Genomic DNA, 24,944 nt, shown 5'->3' with positions numbered 1-24,944 from the left:
GGACGTCAATCGAGGCGGCCAAGAAAATATCCGAGCGCAGGCAACGAGAGCCCGGTCTCCTCGACGGCAGCTGCATCGCCGGCAAGCTTTGCGACCGCTCCGATATCAGGAGGCAAGGGCCAATTCGCCGGCTCCCCTGTGAAATTGAAGACACAGAGCAGTCTCTCGCCGCCGCCTTCGCGGATGAAGGCGAGCACGTCACCCTCAGCGTCAATAAAGAGGATCGAGCCTGTTACCAGCGCCTCATGCTCCCTGCGCAACGCCAGGGCGGCCCGATAGGACGTGAGCACCGATGTGGCGTCTGCATTCTGCACGTCGACCGCTCGGGCGCGATGGCTGGCCGGTATGGGCAGCCACGGCTTGGCCGTCGAGAAGCCCGCATTGTCGGCGCCAGCCTCCCAGACCATCGGCGTACGACATCCATCCCTGCCCTTGACGCCCGGCCAGAAGCGGATGCCGACGGGATCGCGCAGATCCCCATAAGCAAGCTCCGCCTCCTCCAGGCCAAGTTCCTCGCCCTGGTAGAGGCAGATCGATCCGCGCAGGCAGGACAGCAGCATGATCGAGAATCTTGCGACCGCGTCGGGATCACTTCCCGGCCTCGTCCAGCGGCTGACATGGCGCACTACGTCATGGTTTGAGAACGCCCAGCAGACCCAGCCATCGGAAACGCTTGCCTCGAAGGCTTCGACGCAGCCGCGTACATGCGCCGCCGAGAACTGCGGCCCCAGCAGGTCGAAAGTGTAGCACATATGCAGCTTGTCGCCGCCTGAGGTGTAGGCGGCGAGCGTCTGCAGGGAGCGGCCTTCATCGCCGATTTCGCCGACTGCGGTACGGTCGTCATATTCGTCGAGCAGCGCCCTGAAGCGCTGGAGAAATGCCAAGTTCTCCGGCTGCGTCTTGTCGAACAGGTGCTCCTGGTAGAGGTAGGTGTTGGTCTCGCTGTTGGTGCCGGCGACGCTCGACGCCAGGGGCGGATTGCTGCGCAGCCAGCGGTCATGGACATAGTAGTTGACCGTATCCAACCGGAAGCCGTCTACGCCGCTCTCCAGCCAGAACCGCACCGTTTCCAGAAGCGCGTCCTGAACCTCCAGATTGTGGAAATTCAGGTCCGGCTGCGAGGCGAGGAAATTGTGCATGTAATATTGCCGGCGGGTCGAATCCCATTCCCAGGCCGGGCCACCGAAAACGGAGAGCCAGTTGTTCGGCGCGCCGCCATCAGGCTTGGCGTCGGCCCAGACATACCAGTCGGCCTTGGGATTATCGCGGCTGCCGCGGCTTTCGACGAACCAGTCGTGCTTATCGGATGAATGCGACAGCACCTGATCGATGATGATCTTCAGGCCGAGACGATGCGCCTCGGCGACAAGCGCATCGAAATCCTCAAGCGTGCCGAACATCGGATCGACATCGCAGTAGTTCGACACGTCGTAGCCCATATCGGCCATCGGCGACTTAAAGAAGGGCGACAGCCAGACAGCGTCGACACCAAGCGAGGCGACATGAGCGAGCCTCGACGTAATGCCTGCGAGATCGCCGCTGCCGTCGCCGGTCGTGTCCTGGAACGAGCGCGGGTAGATCTGGTAGATGACGCAGCCGCGCCACCATCCGGCCTTGTCAGCTGACGCCATTGCGCTTCTCCCTTGTGCCGGCCTGCGCTTGTTCGATCATGAAGATCACCGTCCGCCCCGATACTGGCCGCGAGATATCAGCTGCATCGACGGCAGCGGCCCAGAAAAACCCTTCACGCTCAGGCAGCGTGACCATGCAGGCCCGGCGATCGCCGTTGACGATGACGGCAAGGCGACCCTCGCCATCGCTGGCGCCACCCAGGATCATGACAAGACGGTGCCGCTGCAGATCCTGCCAGCTCTGTTCATCGAGCGGCACGCCTGTCTCGGTCAGCCAGGCGACGTCCGGCATCTCCGAGTCTGCCGGCGACCGGCCAGTGAGGAAGCCTGTATCGGAAAGCACTGATGTCGCGCGGCGCAACGTCGAGAGCAGCGCCGTGTAGCGCTCAAGAGCCTGGTCGCGGCCGGCCCAGTCGAGCCAGGTGATCTCATTGTCCTGCGCATAGGCGTTGTTGTTGCCCTGCTGGGTACGGCCGAATTCGTCGCCAGCCGTCAGCATGATGGTGCCGCGTGAGGCAAACAGTGTGGCGAGCAGCGCGCGCTGGTCGTTCAGGCGAGCCGCTGCCACAGCCGGGTCGTCCGCATCCCCTTCGACGCCGTTGTTCCAGGACAAGTTCTCGTTGTGGCCGTCGCGATTCTGCTCGCCATTGGCCTCGTTGTGCTTGCGCTCGTAGCGCACGATGTCGGCGAGCGTCATGCCGTCATGGGCGGCGATGAAATTGACCGTGCGGCTGGCGTTTTGTCCCTTCGCGGCAAACACATCGGACGAACCGGCCAGTCGGGTCGCCAGCGCGCCGACCATGCCGGCGTCGCCGCGCCAGAAGCGCCTGACATCGTCGCGGTACTTATCGTTCCATTCAAGGAAGGAAGGCGGAAAATTGCCGAGCTGATAGCCATCCGGGCCGATGTCCCAGGGCTCGGCGATCAATACGCGATCGGCCAGCAGCGCATCTTCGCGCATCGCCTTCAGCAGCGGCGCCTCGGCATCGAATGTTCCTTCGATACGGCCCAGAATGGGCGCCAGGTCGAAGCGGAAACCATCGACGCCGGCAACCCGGGCAAAATGGCGAAGCGTGTCGAGGACCATTTCCCTGACGACCGGATGATCGCAAGCGACGGTGTTGCCGGTGCCGGTGTCGTTGGTCAGCCTGCCGTCAGATGTGTGCCGGTAATAGCCCTGGTTGTCGAAGCCGCGCAGCGACAGCGTGGGCCCGAGCCTGTCGCTCTCGCCGGTATGATTGAAGACGAGATCGAGGATGACGCCGATGCCGGCCCGGCGCAGCACGGCGACGGTGTTTCGCAATTCCATGATGCCGCCCGGCGCCAGGCGTGGATCGAGCGCCATGAACGTGACGGGATTGTAGCCCCAGGCGTTGCGCAGCCCAAGCGACGGCAAATGCCGCTCATCGATCGATGCCGTCACCGGCATCAGTTCGACCGCGCCAACGCCGAGTTTTTTTAGGTGCTCGATTATCGCGGGGTGAGCCAACGCCGCGACCGTACCGCGCAATTTTTCCGGAACGTCTGGGTGCAGCATTGTGAAGGCGCGCACCGGCACTTCGTAGATCAGATCACCGGGCTGAAAGAGCGGCGGCGCAGCCTGCACCGGCTTCGGCAAGGCAACCGCAATCGCCTTCGGCATCAGCGGCGCGGTATCGGCGCCCTCGCCGCGACGCTGGGCCAGCCGCCAGTCATAGGCGTAAGACCTGTCGATCTCGACGGCGTAAGGGTCGGTCAGGAGCTTGGCGGGGTCGAACCACAGCCCGCGCTCCGGCGCGTAGTCGCCATCGGCGCGAAAACCGTAGCGGGTGCCGGGGCCAAGACCCGCAACAAACAGCGCATGGACGCCCTCGCCTTCCGGCCGCAGCTCGAGCCGTTCGAGTTCCCGGTTGCCCTGCTCGTTGAAGATCGAGACCCAGAGCCGTCTGGCGGCCTGCGACCAGGCGGCAAAGCGGATGCCGTCGCGGGTGACGGTAGCGCCGAGCTGGCTCACCAGCGCGTCCTCCACCCTCCCCCATTGGGGGGGGGGGGCGAAGGGAGTGATGGGGGTGGGGGGCGGGGCGGGAAAAGCGCTTTATGAGCACCCCCATCTCGCTCCGCAACGCGGATCGACCCTCCCCACAAGGGGGAGGGTGAAGCCACCGCCACCCTCAAGTGATCACGCTCGGCTTGTTGCGACCGGTGTGACTCTTGATCCCGGCAATATCATCGGCCGCGGCAATCAGATCGGCAAGGGCTGCCTGCGTGTCGAGATCGTGCCTCGACTTGTCAGGCTCGTAACGCTCGATATAGACGCGCAACGTCGCGCCCGACGTGCCGGTGCCGGAGAGGCGGAAGACGACGCGTGAACCGCCTTCGAACATAACCCTGATCCCCTGATGCTCGCTGGTCGAACCATCGACCGGATCGTGATAGGCAAAATCGTCGGCACTGGCGACTGTCATGCCTCGCACGCTGGTGCCCGGCAACGCGCCGAGCCTGGCGCGGAGTTCGTCGACCAGCGCGTTGGCACGGTCGCTCTCGACCTCTTCATAGTCATGCCGCGAATAGTAATTGCGGCCGTAGGTTGCCCAGTGCTCGGTGACGATCTGCTTGCAGCTTTCGCCGCGCGCGGCAAGGATGTTGAGCCACAGCAGCACCGCCCACAGGCCATCCTTTTCGCGAACATGGTTGGAGCCGGTGCCAGCACTTTCCTCGCCGCAAATCGTCGCCATGTCTGCGTCGAGCAGATTGCCGAAGAACTTCCAGCCGGTCGGCGTCTCGTAGATGCCGATGCCGAGTTTTTCAGCAACGCGGTCGGCAGCACCACTGGTCGGCATCGAGCGGGCAATGCCTTTCAAACCAGCCTTGTAGCCAGGCGCCAGGCGGGCGTTGGCGGCGAGCATGGCGACGGAATCCGACGGGGTGACGAAAATGCCCTTGCCGATGATCAGATTGCGGTCGCCGTCGCCGTCCGAGGCGGCGCCGAAATCCGGTGCGTCCGGCCCCATCATCTCGTCATAGAGGTGTTTGGCATGGACGAGGTTCGGGTCCGGGTGATGGCCGCCGAAATCCGGCAACGGCTTGAAGTTGCGGCAGGTGCCGTTGGGCGCACCCAGCCGGTTTTCCAGGATTTCCTTGGCATAGGGACCGGTCACGGCATGCATGGCGTCGAAGCGCATGCGGAAGCCGGACTTGAACAGTTTGCGCAATGCGTCGAAATCGAACAGGCTTTCCATCAGCTCGGCATAGTCGGCGACCGGATCGATGATCTCGACCGTCATGCCGGCGACCTTGACCGTGCCTGTTGTGTCGATGTCGATCGGATCGATATCGGCGATCTTGAAGCTCGCGATTGCCTTGGTCTTGGCGAAGATCGCGTCGGTCAGCTTTTCCGGCGCCGGGCCGCCATTGCCGGCATTGTACTTGATGCCGAAATCCTCGTGCGGGCCGCCCGGATTGTGGCTGGCCGACAGGATGATGCCGCCGAAGGTCTTGTATTTGCGGATGACATGCGAAGCGGCCGGCGTCGACAGGATGCCGCCCTGCCCGACCATCACCTTGCCGAAGCCGTTGGCGGCCGCCATGGCGATGGCCTTCTGGATGACCTCGCGGTTGTAGAAGCGGCCATCGCCGCCGATCACCAGGGTCTTGCCCTTGAAACCATCGAGCGCGTCGAAGATCGACTGGATGAAGTTCTCGGCATAGTGCTCCTGCTGGAACACCGGCACCTTCTTGCGCAGGCCCGACGTGCCGGGCTTCTGATCGGAATAGGGTTTGGTGGGGACGGTCCGTATCATGCTTCAGGAAACCCTTTTCGAAAGCAGCGAGCGATAGAGTTCAAAATATTTTTCCGCGCTCTTGTCCCACGACACATCGGCTTTCATGCCTTGGCGCTGCAACGATTCCCAGACCACCGGACTGGCATGGGCGTCGACGAGGCGGCGGATGGCGTGCAGCAAGGCACCGCCATTGTTGGGCGCGAACTGGAAGCCGGTGGCGACACCAGCTGAAATGGCGGCCTCGTTGGCGTCGATGACCGTATCGGCCAGGCCGCCGGTGCGGGCGACCACCGGAACGCAGCCATAGCGCAGTCCGTAAAGCTGTGTCAGCCCGCAGGGTTCGAAGCGCGAGGGAATGACTATGGCGTCGCAGCCGCCTTGCATGATGTGCGACAGTCCCTCGTCATAGCCGACCACGACCCCGATACGGCCGCGATGCCTGGCGGCCGCGGCAAGCAGTGCGCCTTCAAGACCAGCATCGCCCGAGCCCAGGATCGCCAGGCGCGCGCCAGTCGCAACGACGCCATCGACGGCTGTCGCGAAAATGTCCATGCCCTTTTGCCAGGTCAGGCGGCTGACGACGCAGACGATCGGACTGTCGTCGCGCTCAAGGCTGAAGCGATCTTCGACGGCCGCCCTGTTGGGGGCGCGCGCCTTCAGCGTACTGGCCGTATAGGTGGACACCAGATGCTTGTCGGTTTCGGGATCCCATATCCCGGTGTCGATGCCGTTGACGATGCCATGGAGATCGCTGGAGCGCATGTTGATGAGGCCGTCGAGACCCATGCCGAATTCCGCCGAGCGAATCTCCTGCGCATAGGTTGGACTGACCGTGGTGATTGCCCAGGCCGCCTGCAGGCCGGCTTTGAGGAAGCCGACGCCACCGTAATATTCGACGCCGTCGAGCGCCATCGCCGCCGCCGGCAAGCCGAGCTCGCCGAAGATGCCTGCGCCGAACTGGCCCTGGAAGGCGAGATTGTGGACGGTTAGCATCGAGGGCACGCCGACTGCCCTGCCGTAGCGCATGTAAGCCAGGGTCATCGCAGACTGCCAGTCATGGGCATGGACGATGTCGGGCTGGTAGCCCGAGATGGCGCCACTGGCGATGTCGCTGCCGACTTGGCTCAGCGCCGCGAAGCGCCGCCAATTGTCGGGCCAGTCGACGCCGGTCGCATTGCCATAGGGACCGCCGGGACGATCGAACAGATGCGGCGCGTCTAGCACGAACAGCTCGAGCCCGGCGAGTTGGACGGAATGGACGGAGGCCTTGCCACCCTGCAGCAAGGGATATTGCAGAACCGACTTCCTCTTCTTGAAGGCGGCCATGACGGTGGGGAAACCGGGAATGAGCGTGCGCATGGTCACGCCCTTGGTCGCCAGCGCGATGGGCAGCGCGCCGGTCACGTCGGCAAGTCCACCGGTCTTGATCAGCGGGAAAATCTCAGGCGTGACCGACAGAACCTGCATGCACTAGAGCCCTAACTTGTCGATCATGTCCTGAGTGACCAGGCAAATGCCCTTTTCCGAGACCCTAAAGCGCTTGGCATCGAGAACGGGATCCTCGCCGACTACCAGCCCTTCCGGTATCCTAACACCGTGGTCGATGACCACGCGCTTCAACTTTGCGTTCCGGCCGACATGAACGTCGGGCAGCATGACGACTTCTTCCAGCGTCGAATAGGAATTGATGCGCGCACCGGTGAAGATCAGGCTTCGTTTCAGCGAGGCCCCCGAGACGATGCAATCGCCCGATACCAGCGAGGACACGGCCGAACCCCGGCGGCCATCCTCGTCATGCACGAACTTTGCCGGCGGCTTCAATTCGGCATAAGTCCAGATCGGCCAGTCTCGGTCGTAGAGATCGAGCTCCGGCGTGATATCAGTCAGGTCGATATTGGCTTCCCAATAGGCATCGACCGTTCCGACATCGCGCCAGTAGGCCTCGTTCTCGGCGGTCGAGCGGACGCAGGACTTGGCGAAGCGGTGGGCAATCGCCTTACCGTGCTGGACGATATAGGGGATGATGTCCTTGCCGAAGTCGCGGCTCGAGCCCGGCTCGGCCGCGTCGCGGCGCAACTGCTCCATCAGGAACTTGGTCTTGAAGACATAGATTCCCATCGAGGCCAGAGCGAATTCCGGCTTGTCGGGAATGCCGGGCGGGTCGGCGGGCTTTTCGACGAAAGCAATGATGTTGTCCTTGCCGTCGACATGCATGACGCCGAAGCCGGTGGCTTCCATGCGCGGCACTTCGAGGCAACCGACGGTGACATCGGCATTGGCGTCGACATGCTGGCGAAGCATCAGTTCGTAGTCCATCTTGTAGATGTGGTCGCCGGCCAGAACCACCATGTATTCGGGGCCGTAGGCCTCGATGATGTCGATGTTCTGATAGACTGCGTCGGCCGTGCCTTCATACCACTGCGTTTCCGAGACGCGCTGGCTGGCCGGCAGGATGTCGAAACTCTCGTTTCGCTCGGGCCGCAGGAAGTTCCAGCCACGTTGCAGATGGCGAATCAGCGAATGTGCCTTGTACTGGGTGGCGACGCCAAGGCGGCGAATGCCGGAGTTGAGCGCGTTGGAAAGCGCGAAGTCGATGATGCGCGTCTTGCCGCCGAAATAGACGGCCGGCTTGGCGCGCCGGTCAGTCAGTTCCTTGAGGCGGCTGCCACGGCCGCCGGCCAATACATAGGCCATGGCATCGCGCGCCAGCGGCTGGGTCCGTTTCAAGTCTGCCATTTCTACCCTCCCAAGTTACTCAGTCTCGACTTACTCGACCTCGACATGGCTCAGTCGGCCACGGGTTCAAGCATGATCGTCGACAGCGGCGGCAAAAGCATCGTCGCAGAGATGCTTCCGCCCTCCGCCCGGGCCTCGACCGTGCCGCCATTGCCCTTGCCGGAACCGCCATATTCCGAAGCGTCGGTGTTGATGATTTCGCGCCATTTGCCGGCCGTCGGCAACGGCACGCGATAGTTGTCGCGCGGCACCGGCGTAAAATTGGAAATGACGGCCACCGGGCTGCCCCCCGGTGCGCTGCGCAGCCAGGCGAAAACCGAATTCTGGCTGTCGTCGACGATCAGCCAGGAAAACCCTTCCGGTTCGCAGTCGCGCCCGTGCAGCGCCGGGCGCGAACGGTAAAGATAGTTGAGATCGCGCACCGTCTGCCAGACGCCGCGATGCGGCCGGAATTCGAGCAGGTTCCAGTCGAGCGCGCGCGCTTCGCTCCATTCGCGGCGCTGCGCGAACTCCTGCCCCATGAACAGCAGCTTCTTGCCGGGATAACCCCACATGAAGGCATAGTAGGCGCGCAAAGTCGCGAATTTCTGCCAGTCGTCGCCGGCCATCTTGCCAAGCAGCGTGCCTTTGCCATGCACGACCTCGTCATGCGAGAGCGGCAGCATGAAGTTCTCCGAGAAGGCGTAGGTCAGGCCGAAGGTGAGGTCATTGTGGTGGTGCTTGCGGAAGATCGGCTCCTTGGAGAAGTACTCCAGCGTGTCATGCATGAAGCCCATGTTCCATTTGAAGCCGAAGCCTAGGCCGCCCTCGTGCACCGGCGCCGAGACCTTCGGCCATGAGGTCGATTCCTCGGCGATGGTCATGACGCCGGGATGGTGGCCATAGACCTCCTTGTTCATCTTCTGCAGGAAGCTGACCGCCTCGAGGTTCTCGCGGCCGCCCTTCTCGTTGGGGATCCATTCGCCGGCCTTGCGCGAATAGTCGAGGTAGAGCATCGAGGCGACCGCATCGACGCGCAAACCGTCGACATGGTATTTTTCGGCCCAGAACAAAGCGTTGTTGACGAGGAAGGACACCACTTCGCGGCGGCCGAAATTATAGATCGCGGTGTTCCAGTCGGGATGAAAACCCTTGCGCGGATCGGCATGCTCATAAAGCGCGGTGCCATCGAAATTGGCCAAGCCATGCGCATCGACCGGGAAATGCGCTGGTACCCAGTCGAGGATGACACCGACGCCGGCGCGGTGGGCGCCATCGACGAAACGGGCAAAGCCGTCCGGGTCGCCGAAGCGGGCCGACGGTGCGTAGAGGCCGGTCGTCTGGTAGCCCCAGGATGGGTCATAGGGGTGTTCGGAGATCGGCATGAATTCGATATGGGTGAAGCCGGTCTCGACGACATAGGGGATCAGCCGGTCGGCCAACTCGTCCCATGACAGGAATGTACCGTCGTCGCGAAGCTGCCAGGAACCGGCATGGACCTCATAGATCGAGATCGCTTCGCGCCGGTGGTCGGCATTGCGCCAGAAATTGCGATGCGCCTCATCTCCCCACTCATGCGCTGGTGGCATGGCCACGACCGAAGCGGTGGCCGGCCGCAGTTCGGATTTGAAGGCGAACGGGTCCGCCTTCAGCGGCAGCCTGACGCCGTCAGGGCCGATGATCTCGTACTTGTAGGGTCGTCCGGCACCGATGTCGGGTACGAACAGCTCCCAGATTCCGGTGTCGCGGCGATCGCGCATCGTGTGCCGACGACCGTCCCATTCGTTAAAGTCGCCGACCACCGAGACGCGTCGGGCATTGGGCGCCCAGACGGCGAAATGCACGCCGGAAGCGCCTTCGTGGTCAATGACATGGGCGCCGAGCTTGTCGAACAGCCTTAGGTGGGAGCCTTGGGCGATGTAGTAGTCGTCCATCGGGCCAAGCACCGGACCGAACGAATAGGGATCTGTCAGCCACCAGTCGCCGCCGGCATTGCGCGCGTGATAGCGCAGGGGCTGGCGCTTCTTGATCGAGAGCTTGCCTTCGAAAAAGCCGCCATCGTCGCGCCTGGAAAGTTCCCCCGCGATGATGCCGGTCAGCGTGTAGGCGGTGACGAATTCGGCATGTGGCACAAAGCAGCGGGCAAACAGGTTCTTGCCGACCTCATGGACGCCAAGAACCGCGAAAGGGTCACCATGCGTGCCGGCAACAATCGCCGCAACATCGCTGGCTGGCGCCAGTCCGTCCGGCCCGCTTGTCGCTGCGGTCGCGCGCGGCTTCTTCATCAGGCAGTGTCCCTCCCCAGGCACCAAGCGTTTGTTTGGGGTGTGAATTCGACGGTCGAATTCACACCCCAGGACCACCTCGTTCGCAGCCTCATGCAATCACATCAGACAGGCACGTTCCAGATTTCTTTCGCATATTGACGGATGGTGCGATCGGAGGAGAACCAGCCGACACGCGCAACGTTGCGGATTGCCCGGGCGTACCAGTCGGGACTGTTGCGCCAGACTGCATCGACCTCACGCTGGGCGGCGGCATAGGCATCGAAATCGGCAGCAACCATGAACCAGTCGCTGCTGTAGAGACCGTCGATAAGGTCGCGGTAACGCTCTGGATCGTCCGGCGAAAAGACACCTGACGAAACAGCCGCAACTGCTTGCGCCAGCTCGGATGATCCTTCGATGACAGCGCGCGGGTTGTAGCCGTTGTTTCGCCGCTCTGCGACCTCGGCGGTGGTCAGGCCGAAGATGAAGATATTGTCGTCGCCGACGCACTCCTTGATCTCGACATTGGCGCCGTCGAGCGTGCCGATGGTCAACGCGCCGTTCAGGGCGAACTTCATGTTGCCAGTGCCGGACGCTTCCATGCCGGCGGTCGAGATCTGCTCCGACAAGTCGGCAGCCGGCATCATGATCTCGGCCAGGCTGACATTGTAGTTCGGCACGAACACCACCTTCAGCAAGCCGCGCACCGCCGGGTCGCGGTTGATGACCTTGGCGACGTCGTTGGCGAGTTTGATGATCAGCTTGGCATTGTGATAGCTGGGCGCCGCCTTGCCGCCGAAGAATTTCACGCGCGGCATCCAGTCACGCTCGGGATGCGAGCGGATCTGATCGTAAAGCGCGATCGCCTCGAGGATGTTCAGGAGCTGGCGCTTGTATTCGTGGATGCGCTTGATCTGGATGTCGAACAGCGCCGAGGGGTCGACCTTGATGCCGAGACGGTCGGCGACGAGGTTGGCCAGCCGCGCCTTGTTGGCGCGCTTGACGGCGGCGAACTTGTCGCGAAACGCGGCGTCGCCGGCGAAGCCATCGAGATCCTTGATAGCGTCGATGTCGTCGAGAAAGCGATCGCCGATCGCCTCGCGGGCGAGCGACGTCAGGCCGGGGTTGCACTGGATCAGCCAGCGCCGTGGCGTGATGCCGTTGGTCTTGTTGTTGATGCGATCGGGGTAGAGCTTGTGCAGGTCGGCAAACACCGTCTCCTTCATCAGGTCGGTGTGCAGAGCCGAAACGCCATTGATCGAATGCGAGCCGACAAAGGCCAGATTGCCCATGCGCACCCGGCGGTCGCCATTTTCCTGGATCAGCGAGATGCGGCTGATCTGCTCGTCCGAGAACTGGTTGGACGCGCGCGCCTCAAGCAGCACTTCGGCATTGATGGCGTAGACGATCTGCATGTGGCGCGGCAAAAGCCGCTCGAACAGCGGCACCGGCCAGCTTTCCAGCGCCTCGGGCAGCAGCGTGTGGTTGGTGTAGCCGAAGGTGCGCTTGGTGGTATCCCAGGCCTGATCGAAATCCATGCCGTGGACATCCATCAACAGGCGCATCAGTTCAGGCACAGCGATGGCCGGGTGGGTGTCGTTGAGGTGGATCGCAGCCTTGTCGGGCAGCGATTTCAGGTCGCCATACTGGCTGAGATGCCGCTGGACGATGTCCTGCAGCGAGGCGGTGGAGAAAAAGTACTCCTGTCTGAGCCGCAGTTCCTGCCCGGCCTTGTGGGAATCGGCGGGATAGAGAACGCGCGACAAGGCATCGGCCTTGTTGCTTTCGGCAAGCGCGCCGATATGGTCGCCGGCATTGAATTTGTCGAGCAGGATCGGATCGACCGGCATGCCCGACCAGAGCCGCAGGGTGTTGACGCGATTGGCCCGCCAGCCGACCACGGGCGTATCATAGGCGACGGCCAGCACATGCTCGGTCGGCTTCCAGACATGGCGATCGAGTCGGCCATCCTTCGAGGTGATCGATTCCACCGAACCACCGAACCCGACCTCGAACGAGCGTTCGCGGCGTTCGAACTCCCACGGGTTGCCGTGATCGAGCCAGGTTTCGGGCAATTCGACCTGCCAGCCGTCGTGAATCTCCTGGCGGAACATGCCGTTGGCGTAACGAATGCCGTAGCCATGCGCGGGGATGTCGACGGTCGCCATGCTTTCCATGAAGCAGGCGGCAAGCCGGCCGAGGCCGCCATTGCCGAGTGCCGCATCAGGCTCGAGCGCGGCGATGAGATCGAGATCGACGCCCAGCGACGACAACGCCTCGCGCATATTGTCCATCAGACCGAGATTGGAGAAGGCATCGCGCATCAGCCGGCCGATGAGGAACTCCAGCGACAGATAATAGACTCGCTTTTCCTTCTGGTCATAGGCCTCCTTCGTCGCCTGCATCCAGCGGTCGACGATGCGGTCGCGCACGACCTTGATCGAGGCGGTCAGCCAGTCGTATTGGGTCGCGACCGTGGTATCCTTGCCGACCCGATATTTGAGGGCCATCAAGACTTCCCTTGCGAGCGTCTCTGGATCAGGATTTTCGAGCAGTGGCGGGAGGGGTTCGGATGTCATCGCGCTCGTCATGCTGCCTCTCGTGCGGTTGCCATGATCATACCGGCTTTCATCGTTCCTCCCAGCCCATGCTAGCCGATACCGCTTCATGTTCAATCGATTTAGATCAGCCCATGCTTGCTTTACCCTGCGGCAATTTGACAATTTCAAGCGCGGCGCGCTGAGACGATCTGCGCATCGCGCTTCAAATTCTTGTTCCGTGCCTGTCGTTGTCCCAAAACCGTCACGCACTTTGGCCACATGCCTCAAGCCGCGAGCGCTGCCTCGGGCGGAACCTTTGCACCGGTCATGAAAGCCACGGCATCGGACATCGTATATTGCTTGGGATCGATGACGCAGAGGCGACGACCCAGCCGGTGGATGTGAATGCGGTCGGCCACTTCGAAGACATGCGGCATGTTGTGCGAGATGAGCACGATCGGCAGGCCGCGCTTCTTGACGTCGAGGATCAGTTCGAGCACGCGGCGGCTTTCCTTGACGCCAAGGGCTGCCGTCGGTTCATCCATGATCACGACACGACTGCCGAATGCGGCGGCGCGCGCCACCGCCACGCCTTGGCGCTGGCCGCCTGAGAGCGTTTCCACCGCCTGGGAGATGTTCTGGATGGTCATCAGGCCAAGTTCGGTGAGCTTGTCGCGGGCGCGCTTTTCCATCGCCGGACGGTCGAGCATACGAAGCCAGTCGCCCAGAAAACCCGGTTTGCGGATCTCGCGGCCAAGGAACATATTGTCGGCGATCGACAGCGCCGGCGACAGCGCCAGATTCTGATAGACGGTCTCGATGCCGGCTTCGCGGGCCTCCATCGGCGATTTGAAGGCGACGGGTTTGCCTTCAAGCCGAATCTCCCCTTCGTCGGGCACGGCCGCGCCGGAAATCGCCTTGATGAGCGACGACTTGCCGGCACCATTGTCGCCTATGACGGCGAGGATTTCGCCTGGGTAGAGGTCGAAGTCCGCATTGTCGAGAGCGGTGACGCGGCCATAGCGTTTGATCAGGCCACGAGCGGTGAGGATGGGTTCCTGAGTCATGGTCATGCCGAAACCTTTCTGATCCATTGGTCGACAGCCACGGCGCCGATGATCAGCACACCGGTGAGCAGCACTTTCCATTGCGGATCGGCGCCCAGCATGTTGAGGCCCATGGAGACGACGCCGACGATCATCGCGCCAAACAGCGTGCCCAGGATCGAGCCGCGTCCGCCGAACAGAGAAATACCGCCGATCACCGTCGCGGTGATCGCCTGCAGATTGTAGTCGGTAACGGCGGCGGACGGCGAGATCGACCCGTTGCGGCCGATCGAGACCCAGGCCGCGAAAGCTGCGATCAACCCGGCAAGGGTGTAGACCGTCACCAGCACCTTCTTGGTCTGGATACCCGACAGCTTCGCCGCTTCCTGGTCGTCGCCGACGGCGTAGACATGGCGGCCCCATGCCGTGTGATTGAGCACGTACCAGAGGATCATCACAAGCAAGACTGTCGCAATGACCCCGAGCGTCAGCACCGCGGTCCCAACTTTAAAGCTAAGGGCGAACAGATGCAGCAGCGGTGCCTGGTTGTCGACGTCGGTGTCGCGGATCGTCTCATTGGCCGAATAGATGAAATTCGTGGCCATGACGATGTTCCAGGTGCCAAGCGTCACGATGAAGGGCGGCAGCTTCATGTAGGCAACCAGCAGCCCGTTGAGCAGCCCGCAGGCCGCGCCGGCGGCAAGCCCGATCGCCACGGCGAGCACACTGGGCATACCGTAACTGACCGCGCAATTGCCGATGATCACCGCTGAAATCACCATGATGACGCCAATCGACAGGTCGATGCCGGCGGTCAGGATGACCAGCGTCTGCGCGGCGCCGAGAATGCCGACGATGGCAATCTGCTGCAGGATCAGCGTCAGCGTGTAGGACGAAAAGAACCGCCCTCCGATGGTGATGCCGAAGACGATGATTGCCAGAACCAGCACGATCAACGGCACTGCGGCCGGAGTCGAATGCAGGAAATGCTGGATGCGCTTGACGGCCGATTTGTGCTCGTCAAAAGCGGCTACGCTGGTGTCGCTGCCCGAGAGAACTTTCTCGAATTCTTGAGCTTGAGCCATATTTCCTCCCCGTGGGGCTGCAGCCAAACGCCGACGCCCGTCCACGCTTATCCGGTCTGCTGCCGGGATTGTTCGCGGTCACGCGACCATCGTCCACCCGAAGCGGCCGGGGATCAAGCCCCGACCGCTCAGGTTCGGTTGTTGCCGGTCAGACCGGCATCAGCCCCAGCACTTGGCGAGGCCTTCCTTGGTGTCTATGGACTTCACGCCGGTGGCCGGCTTGTCGGTCACCAGGTTGACGCCGGTGTCGAAGAAATTCTTGCCTTCGGTCGGCTTCGGCTTGGTTCCGTCCTTGGCGAAAGCTGCGATCGCCTCGATGCCAAGTGCCGCCATCTGCAGCGGATATTGCTGCGACGTGGCACCGATGACACCTTCGGCCACCGACTTCACGCCGGGGCAGCCGCCATCGACGGAAACGATCAGCACCTGGCTTTCAAGGCCGACGGCCTTGAGCGCCTGGTAGGCGCCGACAGCTGCGGGCTCGTTGATGGTGTGGATCACGTTGATGGTGTTGTCCTTCTGCAGAAGGTTCTCCATCGCCTTGCGGCCACCCTCCTCGTTGCCGTTGGTGACGTCGTGGCCGACGATGCGCGCATCGTCCTCATCGCCGATCTTGTTGGGATCCTTCACGTCGATGCCGTAGCCCATCATGAAGCCCTGGTCGCGCAGCACATCGACGGTCGGCTGCGAGGGGGTCAGGTCGAGGAAGCCGATCTTGGCGTCCTTGGCCTTGTCGCCGAGTGTAGCGGCGGCCCAGGCGCCGATCAGCTTACCGGCTTCGAGATTGTCCGTTGCAAAAGTCGCGTCGGCGGCGTCGATCGGATCGAGGGGCGTGTCGAGTGCGATCACCAGCAGACCGGCGTCACGCGCCTTCTTCACGGTTGGCACGATGCCCTTGGTGTCGGATGCCGTGATCAGGATACCCTTGGCGCCGTCGGCGATGCAGCTTTCGATCGCCGCGACCTGGCTCTCGCTGTCGCCGTCGATCTTGCCGGCGTAGGTCTTAAGGTCGACGCCGAGTTCCTTGGCCTTCGCCGTCGCGCCTTCCTTCATCTTGACGAAGAAGGGATTGGTGTCGGTCTTTGTGATCAGGCAGGCACCGACACCGGCCGCGGATGCGGACGAGGCAAACGCCATCAGGCTCAGAGCCGCGGCGGCAAACACGGTCGATTTCAACAGTTTTGTATTGGTCACGATCTTCCTCCCAGTGGAACCATTCCGGATGCCGGCCAACCGGCACCTGCGGCGCGTCCATCGAATTTCTCCCAGCGTGGACGCTGTCTCAACAGACACCAGCCCGAGGCTTCTGTCAATAATTAAATCACTCTTATTTATTATTGACAGCCATGCTTCGTTCACCCATTCTGGCCCGAAAAGCCTTGAAGGGTAACGACGGGAGGAACAGGGTGGAAACCGCCATTGTGAGGCACGGTTCGCCCGAGATGAATGACAGCCTCATTCACCGCGGCACCAACCAAAGTGGCATGCGCGACCACAACGAGCGGTTGGTGCTCTCGCTGGTGCGTCAGCATGGCAGCCTGGCGAAATCCGACATCGCCCGCATGACCGGACTTTCGGCGCAGACGGTTTCGGTCATCATGCGCGAACTGGAGGAAGAGAACCTTCTGCTGCGCCAGGCGCCGTTGCGCGGCAAGATCGGCCAGCCCTCCATCCCGATGGCGCTCAATCCCGAAGGCGCTTTCTTCATCGGCCTGAAAATCGGGCGGCGCAGCGCCGAACTCGTGCTGATCGACTTTCTCGGTAATGTGCGCTCGATGCTGCAGCATTCATACCGCTACCCGGCGCCACGCGAGACGGTGGACTTCGTAAGCAACGGCATGCGGCAGATGCGTGGCGAACTGACGCCCGCACAGGACAAGCGCATCGCCGGGCTCGGTATCGCCATGCCGTTCGAATTGTGGAACTGGGCCGATACCGCCGGCGCCCCGCGCGACGTCATGGACGAATGGCGTCATCGTGACATCAGGGGCGACATCCAGGCGCAATGCGATTTCCCGGTCTACTTGCAGAACGACGCTACTTCAGCCTGCGGCGCCGAACTCGTCTTCGGTCAGGCGGGCGCTGCGCGTGACTTCGTCTACTTCTATATCGGCGCCTTTGCCGGTGGCGGCATCGTGCTGAATGGCCGGCTGTTTGGCGGCCCGACCGGCAATGCCGGCGCACTCGGCTCGATGCCCGTGCCAGGGCCGGACGGCAAGCCGACCCAATTGATTGACGTGGCGTCCATTGCCATGCTCGAAAAGGCGCTCAATGCGCGCGGCGTCGAGGCCTCGCATCTGTGGACATCGCCGGAAGACTGGGGCGAGATCGGCGCCGAACTCGACGACTGGATCGCCAGTGCTTCGCGGGCGCTGGCCTACGCGATCGTCGCCGCGTCCTCGGTCATCGATTTCGAAGCGGCGGTCATCGACGGATGGATGCCGAAGGCCGTGCGCCGCCGGTTGGTCGATGCCATCATCGCGGCCATCGCCACGATCGACGGCGAAGGCTTGAAGCTGCCCGCCGTTCGCGAGGGAACCGTCGGCATTCATGCCAGGGCGCTCGGCGGCGCCAGCCTGCCACTTTCCGAACGCTTCCTGATTGGCTCGACGACGATTTCCAGGAGCGCCTGATGTTGATCGGAATCCCGGCGCTGCTCGGTCCGGAGCTTCTGGCGATCCTGCGCGGCATGGGCCATGGCGACGAAATCGCCCTTGTCGACGGAAATTATCCGGCCGAGCAACAGGCGACCCGGTTGGTGCGGGCCGACGGTCACGATCTTATCCCGATGCTCGATGCGATATTGAGCGTCTTGCCTGTCGATGACGTTGTACCCGAGGCGCTGTTTCGCGCCTCCGTCAAAGGCGATCCCTCGCTTGCCGATCCTGTCCACCAGGAGATCGAGGCTACCTGCGCCAGACGCGCGCCGGGCCGCAAAGTGGTTGCACTGGCTGGCGCCGACTTCTATGCACGGGTCAAATCGGCGCATGCCATCGTCGCGACAAGCGAGCCGCGGCTCTATGCCAATATCATCATTCGCAAGGGCGTGATCTATCCGCCGGAGACCAGGAAGCCATGATCCTATGCTGCGGCGAAGCCCTGATCGATATGCTGCCGCGCACGACGACGGCGGGCGAGCCGGCTTTTGCACCTTATGTCGGCGGCGCCGTGTTCAACACGGCGATCGCACTTGGTCGGCTCGGCGCGCCGGCCGGCTTCTTTTCCGGACTGTCGTCGGATCTATTCGGCGGTCAGTTCAGGGATGCGCTCGAGGCGAGCAAGGTCAGTTCCACCTATGCACACACCTCGCCACGACCGACCACGTTGGCCTTCGTCAAGCTCACCAACGGCCAGGCGACCTACACCTTCTATGACGAGAACACCGCTGGCCGGATGCTCACCATCGACGATCTGCCACAGCTCGGCAGCGAGATCGAAGCCATGCTGTTCGGCGCCATCAGCCTGATCTCTGAGCCCGCCGGCAGTGCCTATGAAGAGTTGATGCGGCGCGAGCATGGAAGCCGTGTCATGATGCTCGATCCCAACATCCGGCCGAACTTCATCCCCGACAAGGCCAAGCACCTCAGTCGCATCCGCACCATGATGGCGATGGCCGATATCGTGAAACTGTCGGACGAAGATTTGAACTGGTTCGGCGAAGGCGGCTCGCATGAGGATGTCATCCACAACTGGCTGGACCGCGGTCCCAAGCTGATCGTCGTCACGCACGGCAGCGAAGGCGCCGTCGGGTACAGCAAGCAGCACGCCGTCACGGTGATGCCGGAAAGGGTCGAGGTGGTCGACACGGTCGGCGCCGGCGACACGTTCAACGCGGGGATCCTCGCCTCGTTGCATGAACAAGGCCTGCTGACGAAGACGGCAATCGCCAGCCTTTCCAGGGATGCCATCGGCAAGGCGCTGGCGCTTGGCGCCAAGGCGGCGGCGGTCACGGTCTCGCGGGCCGGCGCCAATCCACCATGGCGGCACGAGATCGCCTGAGCGGCCCGAACGTGCTCAAGATTGGTTGAGCGCGTCGATCACTTTATGTTTCGCTGGGCCGATGCCGGGGATAATAGGCGCAGGACCGTGCCTGATGAAGCCCGGAATTCCGGCATCTCGCGAAGACATCCCCGGAAATACAGGTAACAGACTGCGACACCTGGGCAATTCGCGGCTCTGCCTGTCCGGCTTTCTCGACAGGCGCAACTCTGGTACCAGCGGCCGGTTACCTGGCTAACCCGTTTTGAGGCCGACATGCAATTCATCGATCTTGGCGCGCAGCGCGAACGAATCCGCGACCGGCTGAAGGCCGCGATCGACCGCGTCGTCGATGAGGGCCGCTATATTCTCGGGCCCCAAGTCACCGAATTCGAAAACAAGCTCGCCGCCTATATCGGCACCAAGCATGTCGTGGCCTGCGCCAACGGCACGGATGCACTGCTGTTGCCGCTGTTTGCGGCCGGGATTGGCCCGGGCGACGCGGTCTTCGTGCCGAGCTTCACCTTCGCCGCCACCGCCGAAGTGGTGGCGCTGGCCAAGGCCGAGCCGGTGTTCGTCGATGTCGACCCGCATACGTACAACATCGACATTGCCAGTCTTGAGGCGGCAATCGCCATGATCAAGAAGGAAGGCCGGCTGAAGCCGAAGGCAATCATTCCCGTCGATCTGTTCGGCCTTGCCGCCGACTACGAGGCGATCGTGGCGATTGCCAACCGCGAAGGGCTGATGGTGATCGAGGATGCCGCCCAGTCGATGGGCGGTTCGCTCGAAGGCAAGATGTGCGGTTCCTTCGGCGCGGTCGGCTCGACCAGCTTTTATCCGGCAAAGCCGCTTGGCTGCTACGGTGACGGCGGCGCGATGTTCACCAATGACGATGCGCTGGCCGAGGAACTCAGATCCTTCGCCTTCCACGGCAAGGGTGAAACGCAATACGACAATGTCCGCGTCGGCATCAATTCGCGGCTCGACACGATACAGGCGGCGATCCTGATCGAGAAGCTGGCCATTCTCGAAGACGAGATGGGTGCCCGCCAGGTGGTGGCAAAGCGGTATGCGGACGGACTTGGCGACATCGTTACCGCCGCCCGCAATCTGGACGGCAGCCGTTCGGCCTGGGCGCAGTACGCGATCGAGACGCCGAAGCGCGACGGGTTGAAGGCGCATCTTGGTGAAAAGGGCATTCCGTCTGTTATCTACTATGTGAAGCCGCTGCATGCCCAGGTTGCTTACCGCGACTACCCGCGCACGCCGACCGGCCTTGCCGTGTCGGAAGACCTGCCGAAGCGAATCCTCTGCCTGCCGATGCACCCTTATCTCAGCGAAGCCGACCAGGACCGCATCATCGAGACGATCCGCAACTATATCGGCTCGAATTCAGCACAGGCCGCAGCCGAGTAAGCTGCCGGCTGCCGGGCCTTCTCAAGCGGGGCTGGCCCCTGCCCCGCTGGCAATAAAATGCGGATTGGCAAAGTCCTCGTCGTCGCTTTGCCTGCGCTTGCCATAGAGCAAAGGTTGGCCGTACAGTGTGCGTGTCATGCCGCCGGCTGCGCGCAATACGGCGTCACCCGCTGCCGTGTCCCATTCCATGGTGCGGCCGAAGCGCGGATAGAGACCCGCCTCGGCGTTGGCGACAAACCCACCGAGACGATTTCGGCGGCGCCGCATCTAAGGCGGCATTCAATGGGGCAAACTTGGCCTGCGCCGCCCATACCTGGCACAAGATTGAGACGAACCGCTGAATCGTCTTGCCCGGCCTTCGATCAGGCGACGAAAGCAATCTTGGAGCCAAGCATTCCAAGGACTTCGCCCTCCGGACGGGGCCGGCCGAAATAATAGCCTTGAACCTCGGTGTAGCCTTGTTCGCGCACCAGTCTGAACTGCTCCGCAGATTCCACGCCTTCCGCTGTCGTGATCATTCCAAGGTTCGCGCCGAGATCGGCTACCGTCCTGACAATCGCGGACATTCCCTTCTCGTCTGGCAGACCGTCAATGAAAGAGCGATCGAGCTTGATCTTGTCGAAGGGGAAAGACCGTAAATAACTCAGCGAGGAATAGCCGGTGCCAAAATCATCCATGACGATACGCACGCCCAACTGCTTCATATTGTAAAGCGCGGCGAGTGTCGCCTCCGTGTCGGTGAGCAGCACCGACTCGGTGATCTCCAGTTCCAATCGACCCGGCGACAGGCCCGAATCCGCCAGTGCCAGCGCCACGTGATGCACGAGGGCGTGGCTTTTGAATTGAACTGCCGAAAGGTTGACGGCAACCTTGATGTCATGCGGCCACGCAGCCGCATGGGCGCAAGCCTGCCGGAGCACCCACTCTCCCAGGGGAATGATCAGGCCGATCTCCTCGGCCAGCGGGATGAACTCCGACGGGAGGACGACACCGCGACCTGCATTATTCCACCGCAGCAGCGCCTCAAAGCCGATCACCTTCTGGGTCTGAGCGTCGACCAGTGGCTGGTAGTATAGCTCGAATTCGCGGCTAACCAGTGCGCGCCTCAGATCCAGCTCGAGCTGGCGGCGGCGCTGCGCCCGCGCATCCATCTCGGCTTCGAAGAAGCGGTAGGTGCCTCGACCGTCCGCCTTTGCCCTGTAGAGCGCCAGATCCGCATGCTTAAGCAAGCGACCCGCGTCATCGGCATCGTCCGGGCCAAGCGCGACCCCGATGCTCGTGCCGATCACCACCTGGTGACCGTCGAGATCGAATGGCTGACAGAGACTGTCAATGAGATGGCGGGCGAGCGCCTCAGGCTGCTCCGGTCCCTCAACGCCGGACTGAACGACAACGAACTCGTCGCCACCCAGGCGCGCGAGAGTGTCGTTCTCCCGAACACAACCGGTCAGGCGCTCTGCTACCGCCTTCAACAGCAAGTCGCCGACGGTGTGACCGAGCGTGTCGTTTACCATCTTGAACTGATCGAGATCGAGGCAAAGCACTGCAGCGCTCTCACCGGCGCGGCTGCGGACGAGAGCGTCGGTGATCTTCTCATGCAGCAGGTAACGGTTCGGCAGTCCGGTCAGAGCATCGTGCCCCGCCATATGTGCAATCTCCGCCTCGGCCCTGACGCTCTCGGTGATGTCTTCGTGTGTTGCGACGTAACCACCTTCCTGCCTGGGATTGTATGTGACCTTGACGGTTCGGCCGTCGGTGAGCTCCATCTTGGCGCTTGCGACTCCGCCTCTCGATCGAGAGGCTACTACGACGTCGAAGTACGTCGCCATGTCGACCGGCGCGTTGCCGACCGACACGCGGTGCTCGAGGATGCGATCGAGCGGCGTGCCGGGAGCCATCAGGTCTGCAGGCAAATCGTACATTCGGCCATATTGGGTATTGCAGACGATCAGGCGTGTCTGTGCATCGAACATGCACATCCCGTGCGGCAAATTCGTCAGCGCTGCGTCCAAGCGACTGTTCTGTTCCGCGAGTGCGGCCTCGATGCGCCGTCGCGCGACGACACTATCACGAAACTCCTCGACAGCCCTTCCGATCGAACCAATCTCGTCGTCGCGGTTGGCGACGTCGAAAACCACGACGTCGTTATCGCCCTGGGCCAGCCGCGACAGCGCACGCGCGATTGAGACAAGAGGATCGGACAGACCCCTCTTGAGGCGCAGGATGATCCAGGCCGTGAGGATCAGGCCAACCGCTCCGATGCCTGCCATGAGCCCGATGGCGAATTCAGAAACCCCTTCGGCCTCGCTGACGTCGTTCGTTGCGGACGTTGCGGCGGCATGGCTCAAAGCATCCAGCGCTCGCGAGACCCCGTCGCTGAGCGTTCTCAGCTTGTCGCGTTGGACCGCATCGGCGGCCCCATTCGTCGCGGCGTCCGTCGATGCGTCAAGCTTTGCCAGATAGGCCTCGAGGGCAACGCCGAGGGTCGCGGCCATGCGTCGCTCCTCGCCCGACAAAGCGAGGTTCGAGTAGGCGGTCCCGAGATCCCGAAGACGCTGGCGTGCTCGCGCCGGCGCCAAACCGGCAACGTCGGGCAGAGATGTGGCCTCGGCGAGGCGAAGCCGGCCAAGCTCGGCTTTAATGTCGCCAAGAATCCGCGCCGCCGGGAGCGACTTCAGGTTCAGGCTTTCGACGAGATCTTCGATAAGATCGATCTGTATCGAGGCGAGCGACACAGTCGCCAAGAGCACGACAAAGAACAGGCCGGAAAGGCCCAGGAGACGCGCTCGAATGGATTTGGCAAACATCCTGATTGACTTCTACCCCAAGCGTTGACAACTACAGGTTGCCACACTCGCCTTAAGCACAAGTGAAGACATTCAAGATGAATGGAACTACCTGAATTCAGCGCAGGCCGCAGCCGAGTAAGCTGCCCGGCCTTCTCAAGCTGGGCTGGCCCCTGCCCCGCTGGCAATAAAATGCGGATTGGCAAAATCCTCGTCGTCTCTTTGCCTGCGCTTGCCATAGAGCAAAGGTTGGCCGTCCAGTGTGCGTGTCATGCCGCCGGCCGCGCGCAACACGGCGTCGCCCGCTGCCGTGTCCCATTCCATGGTGCGGCCGAAGCGCGGATAGACATCCGCCTCGGCGCTGGCGACAAGACAGAATTTCAAGGACGAACCGACCGAGACGATTTCGGCGGCGCCGAGATCGCGAATATAGGCCTCGGTTTCCGGCGTGTTGTGCGACCGACTGGCAACGACGGCCAGCGGCGCCACGGCTGTTCTGACCGAAATCGGCCGACGGGATGTGATCTGGTAGTCGCTATTGATTTCGAGAGATTCCGCCTTGCCCGGCAGGCCCGAAAAGAAGCGGCCGGTGCAAGGGGCAAAGACGACGCCGACCTCCGGCACGCCGTGACGGACAAGCGCGATGTTGACGGTGAAATCGGTGCGGCGGTTGACGAATTCCTTGGTGCCGTCGAGTGGATCGATGAGAAAGAAGGCCCCGTCCAGGTTGGGCGGCACGATGCCGGCGGATGCTTCCTCTTCGGCCACGCAAGGTATGTCGGGAAATGCGGCGCGCAGTCCGGCGAGAATGATCTTCTCACTCTCACGGTCCGCCTCGGTCACTGGCGACGAATCGGACTTGCGGTCGACCGCACAGCCGGCATGGAACACGCGCATCACCTCGCGCCCGGCCGCCAGCGCAAGCCGCTCGAAGGTTTCGAGCACCTCCCTGTCGTCAGATGCCGCCGCCGCTGTCGTATTGGTCTTCGGCAATGTCGCGCTCGTTCAGCCAGTGTTCCAGGGCGTCTACCATCTGTTCGGCCGATTTGCCGAGTGTCTTGAGATGGATTTCCGGGTTTTGCGGCGCTTCGTAGGGAGAATCGACGCCGGTGAAATTCTTGATCTCGCCATTCAGCGCGCGCGCATAGAGGCCCTTCGGATCACGCCTGGCGCATTCCTCGAACGGCGTGTCGACGAACACCTCGATGAACTCGCCATCGGCCATCAATTCGCGTGCCATGCGCCGCTCGGCGCTGAACGGCGAAATGAACGACACGATGACCACCAAGCCGGCATCGGCCATCAAACGCGCCACTTCGGCGACGCGGCGGATGTTCTCGACGCGATCGGCGTCGGTGAAACCGAGATCGCGGTTGAGACCGTGCCGGACGTTGTCGCCGTCCAGGATATAGGTGTGGCGGCCGGTGGCGAACAGCTTCCTTTCGAACAGGTTGGCGATGGTCGACTTGCCGGAGCCCGACAGTCCGGTGAACCAGAACACCGCGGGCCGCTGGTTCTTCATGTCGGCGCGCACACGCTTGCCGACGTCGAGCGATTGCCAGTGGATGTTTTCGGCGCGGCGCAGCGTGTGTAGGATCATGCCGGCGCCGACGGTGGCATTCGAGATGCGGTCGATCAGGATGAAGGCGCCGGTGGTGCGGTTCTCGGCGAAGGGATCGAAGGCGATCGGCGTCCGCGTCGAGATGTTGCAGATGC

18 protein-coding genes and 1 pseudogene are annotated in these 24,944 nt (G+C 62.5%); 5 read left to right on the top strand and 14 right to left on the bottom strand.

Annotated features, from left to right (window positions below; translation table 11 throughout):
• Nucleotides 1-5 precede the first annotated feature (5 nt).
• The 10 genes from bglA to NKJ01_RS11575 all read right to left on the bottom strand — a co-directional run bounded on the left by bglA (nucleotide 6) and on the right by NKJ01_RS11575 (nucleotide 16,182).
• Nucleotides 6-1,631, bottom strand: a complete 1,626-nt coding sequence (bglA, locus tag NKJ01_RS11620) for a beta-galactosidase BglA (RefSeq protein WP_352728046.1) — start codon at nucleotides 1,629-1,631, stop codon at nucleotides 6-8.
• Nucleotides 1,618-3,624: a glycogen debranching protein GlgX gene (gene glgX / locus NKJ01_RS11615; RefSeq protein ID WP_352728044.1), complete on the bottom strand. Its 2,007-nt coding sequence runs from the start codon at nucleotides 3,622-3,624 to the stop codon at nucleotides 1,618-1,620. Before glgX ends, bglA begins: the two co-directional genes overlap by 14 nt.
• Before the next feature lie 157 nt (nucleotides 3,625-3,781).
• Nucleotides 3,782-5,410, bottom strand: a complete 1,629-nt coding sequence (locus NKJ01_RS11610) for an alpha-D-glucose phosphate-specific phosphoglucomutase (protein WP_352728043.1) — start codon at nucleotides 5,408-5,410, stop codon at nucleotides 3,782-3,784.
• Between the two features lie 3 nt (nucleotides 5,411-5,413).
• A complete protein-coding gene (glgA, locus tag NKJ01_RS11605; protein ID WP_352728041.1) occupies nucleotides 5,414-6,859 on the bottom strand; it encodes a glycogen synthase GlgA in 1,446 nt (481 codons plus the stop codon).
• 3 nt (nucleotides 6,860-6,862) lie between these two features.
• A complete protein-coding gene (glgC, locus tag NKJ01_RS11600; RefSeq protein ID WP_023760530.1) occupies nucleotides 6,863-8,128 on the bottom strand; it encodes a glucose-1-phosphate adenylyltransferase in 1,266 nt (421 codons plus the stop codon).
• A 50-nt stretch (nucleotides 8,129-8,178) separates the two neighbouring features.
• Complete coding sequence (gene glgB / locus NKJ01_RS11595) at nucleotides 8,179-10,392, bottom strand: 1,4-alpha-glucan branching protein GlgB (protein WP_352728038.1); 2,214 nt, start codon at nucleotides 10,390-10,392, stop codon at nucleotides 8,179-8,181.
• Nucleotides 10,393-10,496: 104 nt separating this feature from the next.
• Nucleotides 10,497-12,965 carry a glycogen/starch/alpha-glucan phosphorylase gene (locus NKJ01_RS11590; RefSeq protein ID WP_352728036.1) on the bottom strand — a complete coding sequence of 823 codons (2,469 nt, stop codon included), beginning with the start codon at nucleotides 12,963-12,965 and terminating at the stop codon, nucleotides 10,497-10,499.
• A 233-nt stretch (nucleotides 12,966-13,198) separates the two neighbouring features.
• Nucleotides 13,199-13,981, bottom strand: coding sequence for an ATP-binding cassette domain-containing protein (locus NKJ01_RS11585; protein ID WP_023760533.1), 783 nt, complete (start codon nucleotides 13,979-13,981; stop codon nucleotides 13,199-13,201).
• 2 nt (nucleotides 13,982-13,983) lie between these two features.
• Nucleotides 13,984-15,045: an ABC transporter permease gene (locus NKJ01_RS11580; RefSeq protein WP_023760534.1), complete on the bottom strand. Its 1,062-nt coding sequence runs from the start codon at nucleotides 15,043-15,045 to the stop codon at nucleotides 13,984-13,986.
• A 159-nt stretch (nucleotides 15,046-15,204) separates the two neighbouring features.
• A complete protein-coding gene (locus tag NKJ01_RS11575) occupies nucleotides 15,205-16,182 on the bottom strand; it encodes a sugar ABC transporter substrate-binding protein (protein WP_502898064.1) in 978 nt (325 codons plus the stop codon).
• Nucleotides 16,183-16,451: 269 nt separating this feature from the next.
• Here NKJ01_RS11575 and NKJ01_RS11570 point away from each other — a divergent pair, with 269 nt between their 5' ends.
• From NKJ01_RS11570 to NKJ01_RS11555, 4 genes are all read left to right on the top strand, one after another.
• Entirely contained in the window at nucleotides 16,452-17,678 is a 1,227-nt protein-coding gene (locus tag NKJ01_RS11570; protein ID WP_352728034.1) for an ROK family transcriptional regulator, read from the top strand.
• Nucleotides 17,678-18,124, top strand: a complete 447-nt coding sequence (locus NKJ01_RS11565; RefSeq protein WP_352728032.1) for an RbsD/FucU family protein — start codon at nucleotides 17,678-17,680, stop codon at nucleotides 18,122-18,124. Before NKJ01_RS11570 ends, NKJ01_RS11565 begins: the two co-directional genes overlap by 1 nt.
• A complete protein-coding gene (locus NKJ01_RS11560; RefSeq protein ID WP_352728030.1) occupies nucleotides 18,121-19,044 on the top strand; it encodes a carbohydrate kinase family protein in 924 nt (307 codons plus the stop codon). Before NKJ01_RS11565 ends, NKJ01_RS11560 begins: the two co-directional genes overlap by 4 nt.
• Before the next feature lie 255 nt (nucleotides 19,045-19,299).
• A complete protein-coding gene (locus NKJ01_RS11555; protein WP_352728028.1) occupies nucleotides 19,300-20,442 on the top strand; it encodes a DegT/DnrJ/EryC1/StrS family aminotransferase in 1,143 nt (380 codons plus the stop codon).
• Nucleotides 20,443-20,463: 21 nt separating this feature from the next.
• Here the strand turns inward: NKJ01_RS11555 and NKJ01_RS11550 are convergent.
• Together NKJ01_RS11550 and NKJ01_RS11545 are read right to left on the bottom strand one after the other, a co-directional pair.
• Nucleotides 20,464-20,705 (bottom strand): annotated as a pseudogene (locus NKJ01_RS11550) (inositol monophosphatase family protein); the annotation flags it as partial.
• Nucleotides 20,706-20,804: 99 nt separating this feature from the next.
• Entirely contained in the window at nucleotides 20,805-22,790 is a 1,986-nt protein-coding gene (locus NKJ01_RS11545) for a putative bifunctional diguanylate cyclase/phosphodiesterase (RefSeq protein WP_352728026.1), read from the bottom strand.
• Here NKJ01_RS11545 and NKJ01_RS11540 point away from each other — a divergent pair.
• On the top strand, nucleotides 22,782-23,258 hold the full coding sequence (locus NKJ01_RS11540) for a hypothetical protein (protein ID WP_352728024.1): 477 nt from the start codon (nucleotides 22,782-22,784) through the stop codon (nucleotides 23,256-23,258). The two genes, NKJ01_RS11545 and NKJ01_RS11540, sit on opposite strands and share 9 nt — an antisense overlap.
• A gap of 126 nt (nucleotides 23,259-23,384) precedes the next feature.
• Here the strand turns inward: NKJ01_RS11540 and cysQ are convergent, their stop codons facing one another.
• Both cysQ and cysC read right to left on the bottom strand, forming a co-directional pair.
• Nucleotides 23,385-24,173 (bottom strand): 3'(2'),5'-bisphosphate nucleotidase CysQ, encoded by a 789-nt coding sequence (cysQ, locus tag NKJ01_RS11535; protein ID WP_352728215.1) that lies wholly within the window; start codon nucleotides 24,171-24,173, stop codon nucleotides 23,385-23,387.
• Between the two features lie 10 nt (nucleotides 24,174-24,183).
• Nucleotides 24,184-24,944 (bottom strand): adenylyl-sulfate kinase (gene cysC, locus NKJ01_RS11530; RefSeq protein WP_352728022.1); only part of this gene is annotated, 761 nt, incomplete at its 5' end.

It is taken from the genome of Mesorhizobium sp. M0276 (assembly GCF_040321755.1).
GTDB lineage: Bacteria > Pseudomonadota > Alphaproteobacteria > Rhizobiales > Rhizobiaceae > Mesorhizobium.
Note: the sequence above shows the minus strand (reverse complement) of the source record. Positions and strands in the feature narration are given on the sequence as shown.

Excerpts from the sequence above, each read along its gene's own strand:
- NKJ01_RS11585 (WP_023760533.1), bottom strand. The coding sequence starts at position 13,981 with ATGACTCAGGAACCCATCCTCACCGCTCGTGGCCTGATCAAACGCTAT.
- glgC (WP_023760530.1), bottom strand. The coding sequence starts at position 8,128 with ATGGCAGACTTGAAACGGACCCAGCCGCTGGCGCGCGATGCCATGGCC.
- NKJ01_RS11555 (WP_352728028.1), top strand. The coding sequence starts at position 19,300 with ATGCAATTCATCGATCTTGGCGCGCAGCGCGAACGAATCCGCGACCGG.
- NKJ01_RS11580 (WP_023760534.1), bottom strand. The coding sequence starts at position 15,045 with ATGGCTCAAGCTCAAGAATTCGAGAAAGTTCTCTCGGGCAGCGACACC.
- NKJ01_RS11540 (WP_352728024.1), top strand. The coding sequence starts at position 22,782 with ATGGCTCAAAGCATCCAGCGCTCGCGAGACCCCGTCGCTGAGCGTTCT.
- NKJ01_RS11590 (WP_352728036.1), bottom strand. The coding sequence starts at position 12,965 with ATGACGAGCGCGATGACATCCGAACCCCTCCCGCCACTGCTCGAAAAT.
- NKJ01_RS11575 (WP_502898064.1), bottom strand. The coding sequence starts at position 16,182 with ATGGCGTTTGCCTCGTCCGCATCCGCGGCCGGTGTCGGTGCCTGCCTG.
- NKJ01_RS11560 (WP_352728030.1), top strand. The coding sequence starts at position 18,121 with ATGATCCTATGCTGCGGCGAAGCCCTGATCGATATGCTGCCGCGCACG.
- NKJ01_RS11565 (WP_352728032.1), top strand. The coding sequence starts at position 17,678 with ATGTTGATCGGAATCCCGGCGCTGCTCGGTCCGGAGCTTCTGGCGATC.
- bglA (WP_352728046.1), bottom strand. The coding sequence starts at position 1,631 with ATGGCGTCAGCTGACAAGGCCGGATGGTGGCGCGGCTGCGTCATCTAC.
- glgA (WP_352728041.1), bottom strand. The coding sequence starts at position 6,859 with ATGCAGGTTCTGTCGGTCACGCCTGAGATTTTCCCGCTGATCAAGACC.
- glgB (WP_352728038.1), bottom strand. The coding sequence starts at position 10,392 with ATGAAGAAGCCGCGCGCGACCGCAGCGACAAGCGGGCCGGACGGACTG.
- NKJ01_RS11610 (WP_352728043.1), bottom strand. The coding sequence starts at position 5,410 with ATGATACGGACCGTCCCCACCAAACCCTATTCCGATCAGAAGCCCGGC.